The sequence below is a fragment of the Streptomyces collinus genome, from assembly GCF_031348265.1.
Lineage (GTDB): Bacteria > Actinomycetota > Actinomycetes > Streptomycetales > Streptomycetaceae > Streptomyces > Streptomyces collinus.
This window is the reverse complement of sequence record NZ_CP133771.1, coordinates 3,533,997-3,549,170: the sequence shown is the minus strand read 5'-3', so window position 1 is coordinate 3,549,170 and position 15,174 is coordinate 3,533,997. Positions and strand designations below refer to the sequence as shown.

At 71.5% G+C, this 15,174-nt stretch carries 14 protein-coding genes; 7 read left to right on the top strand and 7 right to left on the bottom strand.

Annotated elements, in window-relative coordinates:
* Positions 1-2 precede the first annotated feature (2 nt).
* Both RFN52_RS15905 and RFN52_RS15900 read left to right on the top strand, forming a co-directional pair.
* A complete protein-coding gene (locus tag RFN52_RS15905) occupies positions 3-1,181 on the top strand; it encodes a dipeptidase (protein WP_184847091.1) in 1,179 nt (392 codons plus the stop codon).
* Between the two features lie 251 nt (positions 1,182-1,432).
* On the top strand, positions 1,433-2,569 hold the full coding sequence (locus RFN52_RS15900; protein WP_184847089.1) for a dipeptidase: 1,137 nt from the start codon (positions 1,433-1,435) through the stop codon (positions 2,567-2,569).
* A gap of 33 nt (positions 2,570-2,602) precedes the next feature.
* Here RFN52_RS15900 and RFN52_RS15895 read toward each other — a convergent pair whose 3' ends face one another.
* Both RFN52_RS15895 and RFN52_RS15890 read right to left on the bottom strand, forming a co-directional pair.
* Positions 2,603-3,001, bottom strand: coding sequence for a VOC family protein (locus tag RFN52_RS15895; RefSeq protein WP_184847087.1), 399 nt, complete (start codon positions 2,999-3,001; stop codon positions 2,603-2,605).
* 14 nt (positions 3,002-3,015) lie between these two features.
* On the bottom strand, positions 3,016-3,387 hold the full coding sequence (locus RFN52_RS15890; RefSeq protein WP_184847085.1) for a VOC family protein: 372 nt from the start codon (positions 3,385-3,387) through the stop codon (positions 3,016-3,018).
* A gap of 116 nt (positions 3,388-3,503) precedes the next feature.
* On the opposite strand from RFN52_RS15890, the gene RFN52_RS15885 reads away from it, so the two are divergent.
* Complete coding sequence (locus RFN52_RS15885) at positions 3,504-4,010, top strand: CGNR zinc finger domain-containing protein (RefSeq protein ID WP_184847082.1); 507 nt, start codon at positions 3,504-3,506, stop codon at positions 4,008-4,010.
* A 114-nt stretch (positions 4,011-4,124) separates the two neighbouring features.
* On the opposite strand, the gene RFN52_RS15880 is transcribed toward RFN52_RS15885, so the two are convergent.
* On the bottom strand, positions 4,125-5,468 hold the full coding sequence (locus tag RFN52_RS15880) for a UDP-glucose dehydrogenase family protein (RefSeq protein ID WP_184847080.1): 1,344 nt from the start codon (positions 5,466-5,468) through the stop codon (positions 4,125-4,127).
* Between the two features lie 188 nt (positions 5,469-5,656).
* On the opposite strand from RFN52_RS15880, the gene RFN52_RS15875 reads away from it, so the two are divergent.
* On the top strand, positions 5,657-6,814 hold the full coding sequence (locus RFN52_RS15875; RefSeq protein ID WP_184847078.1) for an acyl-CoA dehydrogenase family protein: 1,158 nt from the start codon (positions 5,657-5,659) through the stop codon (positions 6,812-6,814).
* Between the two features lie 39 nt (positions 6,815-6,853).
* Here RFN52_RS15875 and RFN52_RS15870 read toward each other — a convergent pair whose 3' ends face one another.
* Entirely contained in the window at positions 6,854-8,047 is a 1,194-nt protein-coding gene (locus RFN52_RS15870) for a phospholipase D-like domain-containing protein (protein ID WP_229856803.1), read from the bottom strand.
* Between the two features lie 253 nt (positions 8,048-8,300).
* On the opposite strand from RFN52_RS15870, the gene RFN52_RS15865 reads away from it, so the two are divergent.
* Positions 8,301-8,666: a four-helix bundle copper-binding protein gene (locus RFN52_RS15865; protein ID WP_184847074.1), complete on the top strand. Its 366-nt coding sequence runs from the start codon at positions 8,301-8,303 to the stop codon at positions 8,664-8,666.
* Between the two features lie 61 nt (positions 8,667-8,727).
* On the opposite strand, the gene RFN52_RS15860 is transcribed toward RFN52_RS15865, so the two are convergent.
* Positions 8,728-10,026, bottom strand: coding sequence for an LCP family protein (locus RFN52_RS15860; RefSeq protein WP_184847072.1), 1,299 nt, complete (start codon positions 10,024-10,026; stop codon positions 8,728-8,730).
* A 119-nt stretch (positions 10,027-10,145) separates the two neighbouring features.
* Between RFN52_RS15860 and RFN52_RS15855 the strand changes: the two genes are divergently transcribed.
* Positions 10,146-10,703 carry an acyl-CoA thioesterase gene (locus RFN52_RS15855; RefSeq protein ID WP_033311998.1) on the top strand — a complete coding sequence of 186 codons (558 nt, stop codon included), beginning with the start codon at positions 10,146-10,148 and terminating at the stop codon, positions 10,701-10,703.
* A gap of 7 nt (positions 10,704-10,710) precedes the next feature.
* Here the strand turns inward: RFN52_RS15855 and RFN52_RS15850 are convergent, their stop codons facing one another.
* Positions 10,711-12,192, bottom strand: a complete 1,482-nt coding sequence (locus RFN52_RS15850; protein WP_184847070.1) for an LCP family protein — start codon at positions 12,190-12,192, stop codon at positions 10,711-10,713.
* 126 nt (positions 12,193-12,318) lie between these two features.
* Between RFN52_RS15850 and RFN52_RS15845 the strand changes: the two genes are divergently transcribed.
* Complete coding sequence (locus RFN52_RS15845) at positions 12,319-13,356, top strand: glycosyltransferase family 2 protein (protein WP_184847068.1); 1,038 nt, start codon at positions 12,319-12,321, stop codon at positions 13,354-13,356.
* A 153-nt stretch (positions 13,357-13,509) separates the two neighbouring features.
* Here RFN52_RS15845 and RFN52_RS15840 read toward each other — a convergent pair whose 3' ends face one another.
* Positions 13,510-15,171: an LCP family protein gene (locus tag RFN52_RS15840; RefSeq protein ID WP_184847066.1), complete on the bottom strand. Its 1,662-nt coding sequence runs from the start codon at positions 15,169-15,171 to the stop codon at positions 13,510-13,512.
* Positions 15,172-15,174: the final 3 nt, after the last annotated feature.

The following is a 15,174-nucleotide window of genomic DNA, read 5'->3' as shown; positions in this document are numbered from 1 at the left end:
CGATGACCTCCCAGGAGGCAGCCCGGGAACTCCTGCGCGAGTTCCCGGTCGTCGACGGCCACAACGACCTGCCCTGGGCGCTGCGCGCGCAGGTCCGCTACGACCTCGACGCCCGCGACATCGCCGCCGACCAGAGCGCCCACCTGCACACCGACATCCCCCGGCTGCGCGCCGGCGGGGTCGGCGCGCAGTACTGGTCGGTGTACGTCCGCACGGACTCGCCCGACCCGGTCGCCGCCACACTCGAACAGATCGACTGCGTACGGCAGCTGCTGACCCGCCACCCCGAGGACCTGCGCCCCGCGCTCACGGCCGCCGACATGGAGGCCGCGCGCGGGGAGGGCCGCATCGCCTCGCTCATGGGGGCGGAGGGCGGCCACTCCATCGCCAACTCCCTGGGCACCCTGCGCGGTCTGTACGGCCTCGGCGTGCGGTACATGACCCTCACCCACAACGACAACGTCGACTGGGCGGACTCCGCGACCGACGAGCCGAAGGCCGGCGGCCTCACCGCGTTCGGCCGCGAGGTCGTCCGGGAGATGAACCGGCTCGGCATGCTCGTCGACCTCTCGCACGTGGCGGCGACGACGATGCGGGACGCGCTCGACGCGAGCTCGGCCCCGGTGATCTTCTCCCATTCCTCCGCACGGGCCGTGTGCGACCACCCGCGCAACGTCCCCGACGACGTCCTGGAGCGGCTGCGCGCCAACGGCGGCATGGCGATGGTGACGTTCGTGCCGAAATTCGTGCTCCAGGCGGCGGTCGACTGGACGGCCGCGGCCGACGAGAACATGCGCGCCCACGGCTTCCACCACCTCGACACCACCCCGGAGGCCATGAAGGTCCACCGCGCCTTCGAGGATCGGCAGCCGCGCCCGGTCGCGACGGTGGCGACGGTCGCCGACCATCTGGACCACATGCGCGAGGCGGCCGGCATCGACCACGTCGGCATCGGCGGCGACTACGACGGCACGGCCTTCACCCCGGACGGCCTCGCGGACGTCTCCGGCTACCCGAACCTCCTCGCGGAACTGCTCGACCGCGGCTGGTCCAAGGCCGACCTGGCCAAGCTGACCTGGAAGAACGCGGTCCGGGTCCTGGACGCGGCGGAGGACGTGGCCCGGGGGCTTCAGGCGACGCGGCCGCCGTCCAACGCGACGATCGAGTCACTGGACGGCTGAGTGCCGAGGGCGGGGTGGTCGGCGTAGCCGGTCGCCCCGCCCACGTACGCCGAGCGCGCGCGCCGACCGGATGATCGCCGACCTGGTGCGCTCCGGGACACCCCGGACGAGGTCGTCGAGGCGGCCCGGCTGCCCTGAGGGCCCCCCGCGTGCCGGACCGGAGCCGTACTCCGAACGCCCCGCCCACCAGGAACCGCTCCCCGCTCCGTGCGACGGTGACCGTACCTCACGAACGACCGTACGGAGCCGCCATGGCAGACCTCCAGGACGAGCTGCGCCCCAACGCCGCGGCCGCGGGCGAGTTCGACGAGCTGGCCGAGCGGTACCCGGACGAGGGCATCGTCGCGGCGGAGTCCTACGAGGCCGTCTCCGACCCGGACGACGCGCCCATGACCCGGGCCCGCGCCATCCTCGCCGCACACCCCGTCGCCGACGGCTACAACGGACTGCCCGGGGCGCTCAAGCGCCTGCCCTGGTACGACCTGGAGGACGGCGAGAGCACCGTCGACACGGATGTGCCCCGGCTGCGCAGCGGCCATGTGGGCGCCCTCTTCTGGTCGTTGCACCTGCCCGAGGGCCTCGACGGCGACCGGGCCGTCTGTGCCACCCTGGAGCAGCTGGACCTGGCCAAGACCGTCGTCCGGAGCTGTGAGGAGGGTCTGCGGCCGACCTGCACGGCCGGGCAGGTCGCGGACGCCCGCAACTGCGGCCGTGTCGCCGTGCTCCTCGGCCCCGCCGGGGCCCCGTCCCTGGGCGACTCGCTCGGCATCCTGCGCCAGCTGCACCTGCTCGGCCTGCGCGTCCTCACACTGACCGGGGTGTCCTGGGCGAGCGAGGCGGGCCTGACCCGGTTCGGTGAGGAGGTCGTGCGCGAGATGAACCGCCTCGGTGTGATCGCGGATCTCTCCGGCGCATCCGTCCAGACCCTGCGCCGCGTCCTGAGCCTGTCCCGGGCACCCGTGCTGTGCAGCCGCTCCGGGGCCCGGAGCCTGCGCCCCCACCCGGCCAACCTCCCCGACGACCTGCTGGCGGAGCTGGGCGCGGCCAAGGGGCTGTGCCTGGTGCCCTTGACCGCCGAGCAGACCGGCCCGACCGTCCGCGATGTCGCCGACCACCTCGACCACGTCCGCGCCGTTGCGGGGGCGCAGTGCGTCGGGCTGTCCGGCACCTACGACTCCGGGGCCGCCCACCCGCAGGAGCTCGGCGACACCTCCTGCTATCCGCGGCTGATCGCCGAGCTGCTGCGACGCGGCTGGGAGGAAGCCGATGTGGCCCTGCTGACCTGGGGCAACGTGCAGCGCGTGCTGCGCGGCGCCGACTTCACGGCCCGCGCCGCACAGCAGCGCCGCGAACCGTCGACGGCGACGATCTCGGAGCTGGACGCGTAGCCGTCCGGCCGGGCGGGCCGGATCAGGGCCGCCTCAGCCGGACTCGATCCGGCACAGGCAGAACGGATGCCCCGCCGGGTCGGCGTAGACGCGGAAGTCCTTCTTCACGTCGTCCTCCTTGTCCAGCACCCGCGCGCCCAGCGCCAGCACCCGCTCCTCGGCCGCGTCGATCTCGTCCCAGGTGGAGCCGGCGTCGAAGTCCAGGTGGAACTGCTGGGCATTGCGGTCCGCCCGCGGCCACTCCGGCGGGGTGTGTCCCGGAGAGCGCTGGAAGGCGAGCCGGGGCCCGCCGGGAACGCGCAGCACCAGCCAGTCGGGGTCGTCGTCCTCCCGCTCTGGCGTACCGCCGACGACCTGCGCGTAGAAGCGGGCCAGCGCGTGCGGGTCGGGGCAGTCGACGACCACGGAACGGAAACGTGCCACGGCGGACATGGGACCTCCGGGGGTCAGCAGGCGCAGAGGCAGAACGGGTGCCCGGCCGGGTCGGCGTAAACCCGGAACGTCCGCTCCCGGTCCTCGGCGTCCAGCGGCTTCGCCCCGAGGGCCAGCACGCCCTTCTCGGCCGCGTCCAGGTCGTCCACCACGAGGTCGAGGTGGAACTGCTGCGCACCGTCGGGGGACGGCCACGCCGGAGGCACGTGTCCGGGGGAGGCCTGGAAGGCCAGCGGTGTACCGCCCGGCACCTTCAGATCCACCCACTCCTCCTCCCCGTCGGTCTCCACCGTCGGCGTGCCGCCCAGCACCTCCGCGTAGAAACCGGCCAGCGCGCGCGGGTCGGGACAGTCCAGGACGACGACACCCAGCTTGGCGAGAGTCATGACTTCCTCCTCGAAGTCGGCGTTACCCACAGAAGTGGATAACCGGTAACCGTTACTGCATGCTCCCCCATGGGCGGTAACCTCGCAAGGGGATGCGTGAGAGGTACGGTCCAGCCATGACGGAGAGATCGCCCGCGCCCGGCGGCCTGGCCCTGGTCGAGGCCCTGGTGAACACGCTGGACATCGAGTCCGGCGCCGACGCGCTGGACACCCCCGAGGGCCGGGTGCGCCTCGGCATCACCGCGGACGGGACGGACCGGGCCCGCACCCTGCGCGAATCCCTGCGCGCGACCCTCCTCGCCCACGCCGGCCACCCGCCGCACCGCGAGGTCACGCCCCTCGGTGCGCTCCTGGCCGAAGCCCCGCTCCTCGTCACGGTCGACGCGGCGGACGGCTCGGCCGCCCTCACCCCCGCCGACGACCGCTCCCTGTACGCGCGCGTGGCCGCCGCCGTCGCGGAGGCCCTGGTCGCCGGCACCTGGACACGCCTCAAGGCCTGCGAGGCCGCCGACTGCCACTGGGCCTACTACGACCGCAGCCCGGCCGGCCGCGGCCGCTGGTGCTCCATGCAGGTCTGCGGAGCCCGCGCGAAGATGCGCCGCTACCGGGCCAAGGAGACGTAGAGGACCCGCCGCGGAGCCGGGTGGTGCAGAATGCACGAAGACGCCGGTTCGGCCGACTGAGCCTCGGCCGAACCGGCGTCACCTGTCTCCTGTCTCCGCGTCCGTTCCGCGCGCTCAGGCCTTCGGACGCCCCATCGCCCGGTACGTCCAGCCCGCCTTGCGCCACAGCTCCGGGTCCAGGGCGTTGCGCCCGTCCAGGATGAGACGGGTCGCCGCGACCTCGCCGAGCGCCTCGGTGTCCAGCTCGCGGAACTCCCGCCACTCCGTCAGGTGCAGCACGATGTCGGCGCCGCGCACGGCCTCCAGCGCCGAGTCGGCGTAGCCGAGGGTCGGGAACACCCCGCGGGCGTTGTCCATGCCCTTCGGGTCGTACACCGTGACCTGGCCGCCCTGGAGGTGGATCTGCCCGGCGACGTTCAGCGCGGGGGAGTCCCGCACGTCGTCCGAGTCGGGCTTGAACGTCGCGCCCAGCACCGCCACCCGCTTGCCCAGGAACGGCCCGCCGCCCAGCGCCTGCCGGGCCAGCTCCACCATCTGCCCGCGCTGGCGCATGTTGATCGAGTCGATCTCCCGCAGGAACGTCAGCGCCTGGTCCGCGCCCAGCTCACCGGCGCGCGCCATGAACGCCCGGATGTCCTTCGGCAGGCACCCGCCGCCGAAGCCGATCCCGGCCCGCAGGAACTTCTTCCCGATCCGGTCGTCGTAGCCGATGGCCTCCGCCAGCTTCGCGACGTCACCGCCCGCGGCCTCGCAGACCTCCGCCATCGCGTTGATGAACGAGATCTTCGTGGCGAGGAAGGAGTTCGCGGAGGTCTTCACCAGCTCCGAGGTCGGGAAGTCCGTGACCACGAACGGCGAGCCCTCGGCGATCGGCGTGGCGTACACCTCCCGCAGCAGCTTCTCGGCCCGCTCGCTGCGCACGCCCACCACGAGACGGTCGGGGTGCAGCGTGTCGTCGACGGCGAAGCCCTCGCGCAGGAACTCCGGATTCCACGCCAGTTCGGCGTCCTCACCGGCGGGCGCGTGCGCGGCCAGGTAGGACGCGAGGCGGTCCGCGGAGCCGACCGGCACCGTCGACTTGCCGACGACCAGCGCCGGACCGTGCAGATGCGGGGCCAGCGAGGCGATCGCGGCGTCGACGTAGCTCATGTCGCAGGCGTACTCGCCGTGCCGCTGCGGGGTGTTCACACAGACGAAGTGCACATCGCCGAAGGCGCCGATCTCGGCCCAGTCCTGGGTGAAGCGCAGCCGGCCGCTCGAACCCTCGATGCCGGCGACGTGCTTGCGCAGCAGCTCCTCCAGGCCCGGCTCGTACATCGGGGCCTCGGCGCGCTCCAGCTTCTCGATCTTCTCGCGCACCACGTCGAGGGCGAGCACCTCGAAGCCCAGCTCGGCCATGGCCGCCGCGTGTGTCGCGCCGAGATAACCGGTGCCGATCACGGTGATCTTCAGGGCCATGGGTACTCCAGGGGTCTACGGCATGCGGTGCGCGCCTGAGCATAGCCGGGGCATGGCGGCGCGCTTCACTGGGCAACTTCTCCGCTGTCGCCTAGCTCACGTATCACTCGCGTGGGCGACCCCATAAACTTTTGATTACTTAACGGTAGTTAGCGTCAGCATCGCAGCGTTTTGGAGCGTGAGAGACCTTGGCCGGATCGGCTGACTTCGACCTGTACCGCCCGTCCGAGGAGCACGACATGCTCCGTGACGCCGTCCGCTCCCTGGCCGAGGCGAAGATCGCGCCGCACGCCGCCGCGGTGGACGAGGAGGCCCGCTTCCCGCACGAGGCCCTCCAGGCGCTGGTCGCGAACGACCTGCACGCCGTGCACGTGCCCGAGGAGTACGGCGGCTCCGGCGCCGACGCGCTGGCCACCGTCATAGTGATCGAGGAGGTCGCGCGGGTCTGCGCCTCCTCCTCCCTCATCCCGGCCGTCAACAAGCTGGGCTCCCTGCCGGTGATCCTCTCCGGCTCCGAGGACCTGAAGAAGAAGTACATGACCCCGCTCGCCAAGGGCGACGGCATGTTCTCCTACTGCCTCTCCGAGCCGGACGCCGGCTCGGACGCCGCCGGCATGAAGACCAAGGCCGTCCGCGACGGCGACTTCTGGGTCCTCAACGGCGTGAAGCGCTGGATCACCAACGCGGGTGAGTCCGAGTACTACACGGTGATGGCCGTCACCGACCCCGCCAAGCGCTCCAAGGGCATCTCCGCCTTCGTCGTGGAGAAGTCCGACGAGGGCGTCTCCTTCGGCGCCCCCGAGAAGAAGCTCGGCATCAAGGGCTCCCCGACCCGCGAGGTCTACCTCGACAACGTCCGCATCCCCGCCGACCGCATGATCGGCGAGGAGGGCACCGGCTTCGCCACGGCGATGAAGACCCTCGACCACACCCGCATCACCATCGCCGCCCAGGCCCTCGGCATCGCCCAGGGCGCCCTCGACTACGCCAAGGGCTACGTCCAGGAGCGCAAGCAGTTCGGCAAGCCGATCGCCGACTTCCAGGGCATCCAGTTCATGCTCGCCGACATGGCCATGAAGATCTCGGCCGCCCGCGCCCTGACCTACCAGGCCGCCGCCGCCTCCCAGCGCGTCGACGCCGACCTCACCTACCTGGGCGCCGCCGCCAAGTGCTTCGCCTCGGACGTGGCGATGGAGGTCACGACGGACGCGGTCCAGCTCCTCGGCGGCTACGGCTACACCCGCGACTACCCGGTGGAGCGCATGATGCGCGACGCCAAGATCACGCAGATCTACGAGGGCACGAACCAGGTCCAGCGCATCGTCATGGCGCGCAACCTGCCGTAGCCCCGTCTCCGGGGGCCGGACGTCCGGCCCCCGGCGTTCTCACAGGAAGCGCCGGATCGGGGTCACCGCGGCCTCCGCGAGGCGCATGGGCAGGGGCCGCCGCTTCCACCGGTGGGGGTCGATCGGCTCGCTCCGCTGCCGGTCGGCCTCGAAGTCGGCGTCGAGCTCCGCCGTGAAGTCCTCGTCCAGGACGGCCAGGACGACCTCCTCGTCGTGCTCCATGGAACGGCGGTTGAAGTTGGTGGAGCCGATGAGGGAGCAGACCCCGTCCACGGTCATGATCTTCGTGTGGAGCATCGTCGGCTGGTACTCCCGCACCTCCACACCGGCGTCCGCCAGCGTCTGGTAGTGCTGCCGCCCGGCCAGCAGGCACGCCCGCTGGTCGGTGTGCGGGCCGGGCAGCAGGATCTCGACCCGGACCCCGCGGCGGGCCGCTGCGGCCAGCAGGTCGATGAAGTAGGCGTCGGGCGCGAAGTAGGCGGTGGCCAGCCGCAGGCGCTCCTGCGCCGAGGTGATCAGGACCCGCAGGACCGTCTGCATGTCCTGCCAGCCGAACGAGGCCGACCCCCGCACGACCTGGACCGTGGCCCGCCCCGGCTGCGCCTGTGCGGTGAAGCGGTCGTGGTCGTCGTAGAGGTCGTCGTGGCACTCGGCCCAGTTCTGCGCGAAGGCCGCGGCGATGCCGTCCACGGCGGGGCCGCGGACCTGTACATGGGTGTCGCGCCATTCGTCGGGGTTCCGGGCGGAGCCGCACCACTCCTGCGCGATGCCGACGCCCCCGGTGAAGGCCGTGTGCTCGTCGGTGACCAGCACCTTGCGGTGGCAGCGGTGGTTCTGCCGCATCGGCGACAGGCGCGTGGGTCTGCGGAACCAGGCGACCTGGACGCCGGCCTCGTCCATGGCGTCCAGCAGGTCCCGCTCTATCTCCTTGGCCCCGAAGCCGTCCAGCAGCAGCCGCACCCGGACGCCCGCGCGGGCCCGCTCGGCCAGGGCGGCGGCGAACTCGTGGGCGACCTCGCCGCGCCAGTACACGAACGTCATCATGTCGACGGTGTGCTCGGCGGCCCGGATGGCGGCCAGCATCGCGGGGAAGATCTCGTCCCCGTTCCGCAGCGGCACGAGCTCGTTGCCCTCGGTCGCGGCGACGCCGATCAGCCGCTCCAGCCGTCTGCGCAGCCGCTGCTTCTGCTCCTCCGGATCTCTCGGACCCGAAGTCCGCGGTTCGTCGTACATCTGCTGTGTCATGTGTGGGTCTCCCCCCTGCACGGTTTCCGGCTCCCCCGCCCCGACCGCGCCGGGCCCCGGCGCGTCTGCAACCCCTTTTTGCCGCTGCCGGAGCTTTCACGCAGGGCCCGCTGAGTCGTGCCTCACAGACGGAGCGGATCACACTCGGGCGGCTCCGCCCTGTGGTGCTCATGGGGCCGGAGGCGTAGGACGAGAGGAGCGGGCGCCGATCCGCGGCTCCCGCCGCCCCTGGGAGGACGTCATGACCCAGCAACCCGCCACCGCCACCCCGCTGAGCAAGGAGATGCAGGACTGCGTCCAGGCGTGCATGGCCTGCCACAGCGTGTGCGAGGAGACCATGAGCTCCTGTCTGCAGATGGGCGGTCCGGCCCAGATGCAGATCATGCGCACGGTCATGGACTGTGCCGAGATGACGCGCATGTGCGCCGACATGATGATGCGCCGATCGCCCCTCATGGCCGAGATATGCGCGATGTGCGCCCGCGCCTGTGACATGTGCGCCGAGGCGTGTATGTCCATGCCGGAGGACGCGCAGATGATGCGCTGTGCCGAGGCATGCCGCCGCTGTGCCGAGATGTGCCGCTCGATGTCGGCCGCCTCGATGTGAGCACCGCCTCACGACGAAGGGGGCACCCGCCCGGGTGCCCCCTTCGTGCTGCCCTGCCCGCTCAGTTGCCCGAGACGGTGACCGGGTCGTCGTTCTTCAGCTCGTTCACCAGGGTCTTCACCTTCGCGGTGTTCCACTGGAGGTTGCCGTTGGGGCTGTTGCCCGCGATCGGCATGTTCATCGACTTGCCCTCGCCGCCGCTGACGCCCTTCATCGCCCAGAACATGGACGCCAGGTCGAACAGGCTCATGTCCTTGTCGACCACGAGGGTGTCCAGGCCGGCGCTCATGGTCGGGTACAGCTTGAACGGGTTGAGGACCGTGCCCGGAGTGGCGACCTGGTTGGCCAGCGCCGACAGGAACTTCTGCTGGTTCTTCGTGCGGTCCAGGTCGGAGCCCCTGAGGGCGTAGCGGGTGCGGACGAAGGCGAGGGCCTGCTCGCCGTCGAGGGTCTGCGTGCCCTTCTTCAGGTCCGCGCCGGACTTGGTGTCCTTGATGTCCTGCGGGATGTTCATCTCGACACCGCCGACCGCGTCCACGATGTTCGCGAAGCCGGCGAAGCCGATCTCCACGTAGTGGTCGATGTGCAGGCCCGTGTTGGCCTCCACGGTGCGGACCAGCAGCTCCGGGCCGTCCTCGGCGTAGGCCGCGTTCAGCTTCGTCTGGCGGCCGGTGGCCGGGTAGAGCTTGCCGGAGTCGGAGCCCTTGAACGACGGGATCGTGACGTTCGAGTCGCGCGGGAGCGAGATCAGGGTCGGGGCGCCGCCGCCGGTGTGCAGGATCATCATCGAGTCCGTGCGCTTGCCCTCGGCGGACCCGGTGTGCAGCTTCTTCTTCTCCTCGGCCGACATGCCCTTGCGGCTGTCGGAGCCGACGATCAGGTAGTTCGTGCCCTCGCCCGCTTCCGGCCGGTCGATGACCTTCGACAGGTCGACGTCGCGGTTGAGCTTGGAGTCGGCCCAGAAGTACGTGCCGACGCTCGTCACGACCAGCAGCGTCACCAGTGTGATGGCCGTCACCTTGATGCGGCGGCGCCAGTTCGGCGCGGGGCGCGGCTCGTACAGGCCGTCACCCGGACCGCCGGGGCCTCTGCCGCCGGGGGAGCCGTAGACCTGGCCGGTGTTGTAGCCGCTGTCGTAACCGTCGCCGCCGTGGCCGCCGCCGTCGACGTAGGACGGCTGCGGGGGCACTCCGCCGCCGTACGCCGGGGCGCCGCCGTATCCCGCCTGCCCGGGAGATGCCGCCGGACCGCGGCGGACCTGCCGCATGACACGGGCGCTCTCGGGCTGCGCGCTCGAGCTGCCGCGTCCGTATCGGCTGCCGCGGTTGTCGCCGGAAAATCCCTCGGGCCAGTCATTCATGCGCCCCAGTGTGCAGGGCTCCGTAGTGGCCCATACAAGAGTCGTCGGAAAATCAGAGCACGGCTGTGGCGAAGCTGACACAAATCCCCCTCATACCGCCTCGGCATAAGGTGGGGGCCATGACAGACCAGGCCCCAGCTGCGGATTCCGGCAGTCCGGATATCCCGGGCAAGCCGACTTCGGCGTCCCGCACCACCCTCAGCCACATCATGACCCACAACGACACGAACCTTCTGGGGACCGTGCACGGCGGGGTGATCATGAAGCTGGTCGACGACGCGGCGGGTGCCGTGGCCGGACGGCACTCCGGCGGGCCGGCGGTCACCGCGTCCATGGACGAGATGGCGTTCCTGGAGCCGGTCCGCGTCGGTGACCTGGTGCACGTCAAGGCGCAGGTGAACTGGACCGGCCGTACGTCCATGGAGGTCGGCGTCCGGGTCCTGGCCGAACGCTGGAACGAGTCCGCCCCCGCCACGCAGGTCGGCTCCGCGTACCTCGTCTTCGCCGCGGTCGACGCCGACGGCAAGCCCCGCCGGGTGCCGCAGGTCCTCCCGGAGACCGAGCGTGACAAGCGCCGCTACCAGGAGGCCCAGATCCGCCGCACCCACCGCCTGGCCCGCCGCCGGGCGATCATGGACCTGCGGGAGAAGCGTGCGGCCGAGGGCTTCGAGGACTGACGCGCGCCTACGAGCACGCCACCTCGTCGCCCCGCACCACCCCGACCTCACCCTGCCCCGGGTCCTCGGCCCGCACCTTCCGCACGCGTTCGAAGTCCGCTCCGGCGATCACCTTCAGGGTCGGGCCGAGGCCCTTGACGGCCCGGAGCTCACTGCCCGGCAGAGCCGCAGCGAGGGACTTGGCGGAGCGGTCCCAGCGCGGGTCGTGGGCGACGATCGTCCGCCTGACGTCACGGGCGGCGGAGGTCACCGGGGCCTTGGTCGTGCGGAAGCCGGTCGAGGTCAGGGCCGCGTCCACCCGGCGGCCCAGGCCGGCCGTGCGGGTGCCGTTCTCCACCTGGACGCGGATCTGCTGCGGGGCGACCGGGACGATCAGGGCCGCACCGCGCGACCGGTGCACCGACAGCGGCTGGTCCTGGCGCAGGGCGTGGAAGAGCTGCTCGGACTTCTCGGCGTCCCACTTCAGCGTGGAGCCGACGCCCTTCACGGCGAACCCCATCCGCCCGATCGGGACGGTCGTGAACTCGGAGGAGGAGGGGGAGAAGTTCCGCATGGCGCGGCCCAGGTCCAGCATCTCGTCCGTGCCGAAGCCTTTGTCGGCCCGGACCGAGCCGAGCACCGCCCGTGTCACGTCCCGGAACTTCATCGGGTTGAGGAGGATCCCGGACGAGGTGAGCCGTTCCACGAGAGCCGCCATGAAGCGCTGCTGCCGCTTCATGCGGCCGAGATCGGACGCCCCGTCGACGTGGCGGGCGCGGACGAACTGGAGCGCCTGCCCGCCGGCGAGCGTGTGCCGCCCGGCCGGCAGGTTCAGGCCGGTGTAGCTGTCCTTCAGGGGGGCGGTGGTGCAGATCGGCACGCCCCCGACCACGTCCACCGTCTTCATGAAGCTGGTGAAGTCGACCTCCAGGTAGTGGTCGATCTTCACCTTCGTCATGCTCTCGACCGTGCGCACGGTCAGCTGCGGCCCGCCCTCGGCGTACGCGGCGTTCAGCTTGACGGGGTGCCCGTTGTGCCGCTTGCCCGACACCTGGTCGACGTGCGTCGGCGTCACCGCGTACGAGTCGCGCGGCAGGCTCACCACGCTCGCCCGCTCCCGGTCCTCGGAGATGTGCACGATCATCATCGTGTCGGTGCAGTGGCAGGGGGCGCCCCCCAGCCGGTACTTGTGGCGCTCCTCCTTGCTGATCTTCTCGCGGCCGTCGGTGCCGACCAGCAGGATGTTCATGCCGTGTCCCGCCTGCGGGCGGTTCTTCATGTCCTTGAAGGGGTCGACCCGGGTGATGTCCGCGTCCAGGCTGGTCATCACCGCGTGCCCGATGCCGGCGGAGGCGAGGACCACCACGGACAGCGTGGTGACCGCCCGCATGCCCCAGCGCGGCCGCCGCGCCGGTGGTGCGGACTTGCGCGGAGCGCGGCGGGGGGCGGGGGGCTGGGGGCGGCGGCGGGGAGCGCCGGTGGACCGGGGGGACCGCGGCGGCGTGGGCATGGGGCACCTCCGGACGACGGCCGTACGTGGGATCCGTAAAACCGTAGGCCGATACGATCTGCGGCCCGCGCCACCGCCCCGGCGGCGCGGGCCGGTGTCCCCCGTTCGCGGTAACGTGAGCCCCCTATGAACGCCAATCCCGACGAGCGGCACCCCGCCGTTTCTGTGATCATGCCCGTCCTCAACGAGGAGCGGCATCTGCGGGGAGCAGTCCAAGCGATCCTCGCGCAGGAGTACGCCGGCGAGATGGAGGTGGTGATCGCCCTCGGTCCGTCAACGGACCGCACGGACGAGATCGCCGCCGAGCTCGTGGCCGAAGACACGCGTATCCACACCGTCCCCAACCCCACCGGCCGTACGCCCGCTGCGCTGAACGCGGCGATCAACGCCTCCCGGCATCCGATCGTCGTCCGCGTCGACGGGCACGGCATGCTCTCGCCGAACTACATCGCGACCGCCGTACGGCTCCTGGAGGAGACCGGCGCGCAGAACGTCGGCGGCATCATGCACGCCGAGGGCGAGAACGACTGGGAGCACGCCGTCGCCGCCGCGATGACCTCGAAGATCGGGGTCGGCAACGCCGCCTTCCACACCGGCGGCCAGGCGGGCCCGGCCGAGACCGTCTACCTGGGTGTGTTCCGGCGCGAGGCGCTGGAGCAGCAGGGCGGATACAACGTGGAGTTCATCCGCGCCCAGGACTGGGAGCTGAACTTCCGCATCCGTGAGGCCGGCGGCCTGGTCTGGTTCTCGCCCGAGCTGAAGGTGTCGTACCGGCCCCGGCCGAGCGTGAAGGCGCTCGCCAAGCAGTACAAGGACTACGGCCGCTGGCGGCACGTGGTGGCCCGCTTCCACGAGGGCTCGATCAACCTGCGCTACCTCGCCCCGCCGACCGCCGTGTGCGCGATCGGGGCCGGGCTCCTGGTGGGCGCCCTGCTGACGCCGTGGGGCTTCGTGGTGCCCGGCGGCTACCTCGCGGCGATCCTGCTCGGCTCGGTCCCGGCGGGCAAGGGCCTGCCGCTCAAGGCACGGCTGCAGATCCCCGTGGCGCTGGCCACGATGCACATGTCGTGGGGCTGGGGCTTCCTGACCAGCCCGCGGACGCTGGCGAAGAAGGTCATCGCCTCCCGGCGCCCCGCGGTGCGCGCCGACGCCGCCGCGAGCTGAACCCGACGCGGCCGTGGGCCCCTCCCCGTCCGGGGAGGGGCCCACGGTGTGCGCGGACGGAACCCTGCGCGGCAGCGTCCCGCCCGACCGGAAGCCAGCCCTTCAAGCCGCGGGCCGGACAGCGGGCCCCGCTCTCTCATGCCGCGGAGGTGTTCACCACCGGTAGGGCCTGTACACGTCCATGCACTCCGGCTTGTCCGCGCTCAGCGCGTCCGCGGAGTCGGGCAGGTCGCCCGCCTTTGGCGCCTTCTGCTCGGGGTAGGCCGTGCCCTCCCGCCAGTCGCTGCCGATCGTCAGCGTGGTGGTGACGTCGTCCGTGGCCCGCACCTGGCTGCTCGGGATGCCGACCGCCTTCGCCACCGACAGCGCGTTGGCGCGGCCCTGCTCGCCCGTGCTCTTCGGGTACGTCACCTGGGTCCGGGCGTGCGGGTCCTGCCGGCTCGCGGCGACGGCCTGGGTGAAGCCCTCCTGCTGCAGCGCCGCCACGATCGCGGCGGCCCGTTGCGGAACGGCGGGCCGCTCGTCGCTCGCCGTCCCGTTGACGACGGTGACCGACAGCCCCGCGGCCGGCGCCGCGGCCGGACCCGTGGCCTTCACCGACGCCGGGGACGGACCCGGGGCCGTGGCCGCGCGTGCCTTTCCGGCCTTGTCGAAGGAGACGTCGTCGCGGAGCATCGCCCACATCTTGTCGGCGTCCTCCGGCTTGGGCACCAGGTGGTTGCGGTTCAGGGGGTCCTCGATCCACGGCATCGTCGTCATCGTGATGCGGTTGGTCGGGACCGACTTCAGCTGCATGCCGACGTCGTACAGCTCCTTGACCGTGCCGATCTCCTCGGACACCGTCAGCGCCTTCGTGCCCGCCTCGGCCAGACCCATCAGACGGCCGGTGTCGGTGAAGACGTTCTGTTCCTTCAGCGTCCGGATCATCGCGTTCATGTACATGTGCTGCGCCTTGGCGCGCAGCGGGTCACTGCCCCAGGCGTGACGGGTGCGCAGCCACTGCAGCGCCTCCTTGCCCTGCACCTTGTGCGTGCCGGCCTTCAGCTTCAGCCCGGAGCCGCCGCGCTGGCCGGACAGCGGCCGGTCCCACACGTTCTGGTTGACGCAGACCGGGACACCGCCGACGGCGTCCGCCATGTCCACCACTCCGGCGAAGTCGACCATCATCCAGTGGTCGATGTACACGCCGGTCAGGTTCTGCCAGGTGGCCAGCGTGCAGCCCGGGCCGCCGCGCTGGAGCGTCTCGTTGATGATCGTGTTCTTGGCCGGGTAGGTCTCCCCGGTGTCGGGGTCGACGCACTTGGGGATGTCCACCCGGGTGTCCCGCGGGATGCTCACCACGGACGCGCTCTCGCGGTCCGCCGAGACATGCAGGAGCATCTGCACGTCCGCCAGGGGCTTGCTGCCGACGTTGTCCCTGCTGCCGCCGAGCTTGAGGTTCTCCGCGGAGTTCCGGCTGTCGGAACCGATCAGCAGGATGTTGAGGGGGGTCTGGCCCGCCGCGTTGGGCCCGGTCTTCTCGACGTCGGACTCGCCGCTGTTGCGTTTGCCCTTGTCGATGTTGCCGTTGAGGTGGCGGTAGTAGAGGTATCCGGCGCCGGCCGTCCCGAGTATCAGTACGGACAGCACGAGCGCGAACCAGCGCACTATCCGGCGTCCGCCGCCGCGCCGCCGCCCGCGCCGACGGCCCTGGCCGCCTCCGCCCTCCGCGCCCCCGCCCGCGGCGGACGCCGCCGTCCCCGGACGTTCGTCCTGGGCCAGGCCGCCGCCCGACTCGCGTCGGGTGCCGCCTCCGCGCACGTCACTCTGCGCCATGCC